The sequence below is a fragment of the Erwinia sp. MYb416 genome (assembly GCF_037479575.1).
Classification (GTDB): Bacteria; Pseudomonadota; Gammaproteobacteria; order Enterobacterales; family Enterobacteriaceae; genus Erwinia; species Erwinia rhapontici.
On record NZ_JBBGYT010000064.1, the window covers coordinates 1 to 641 of the forward strand.

Genomic DNA, 641 nt, shown 5'->3' on the forward strand with positions numbered 1-641 from the left:
GTCGAATGACCAGCTGCCTGCCGATCAGTTTGACTATATGCTGTCCAATCCACCGTTTGGCGTGGACTGGAAAAAGATTGAAGGCGAAATCAACGACGAGCACAGCCAGAAAGGTTTTAACGGGCGTTTTGGCCCCGGCCTGCCACGCGTCTCGGATGGTTCGTTGCTGTTCCTGCTGCACCTGATCAGCAAAATGCGCGATACCAAAAATGTTGATGGCACCGCCAGTGACGGTGGCCGTATTGGCATTATCCTTAATGGTTCCCCTCTGTTTACCGGCGGGGCCGGCAGCGGCGAGAGTGAAATCCGCCGCTATATTCTGGAAGCCGACCTGCTGGAAGGGATTGTCGCGCTGCCGACCGATATGTTCTACAACACCGGCATTGCGACCTATGTATGGATCCTGTCGAACAAGAAGGCACAGGAGCGCAAAGGCAAGGTTCAGCTGATTGATGGCACGAAACTGTGCGGCAAGATGCGTAAGTCACTCGGCTCGAAGCGTAACCTGATGGGCGAAGAGGATATCCGGCTTATCACCCGCACCTTCGGTAGCTTCGAGGTGGTGGATGCGACTTCTCTTGAAGCATTAGGTCTTGAGAAAGCGCCGGAACAGAAATCTAACCGTGGTCGCCAGTCCGCCA

Annotated in this window: 1 pseudogene; it reads left to right on the forward strand. The window is 54.8% G+C overall.

Going from position 1 to position 641, the window contains the following annotated elements:
- Window positions 1–641, forward strand: a pseudogene (locus WH277_RS00560) (HsdM family class I SAM-dependent methyltransferase); the annotation flags it as partial.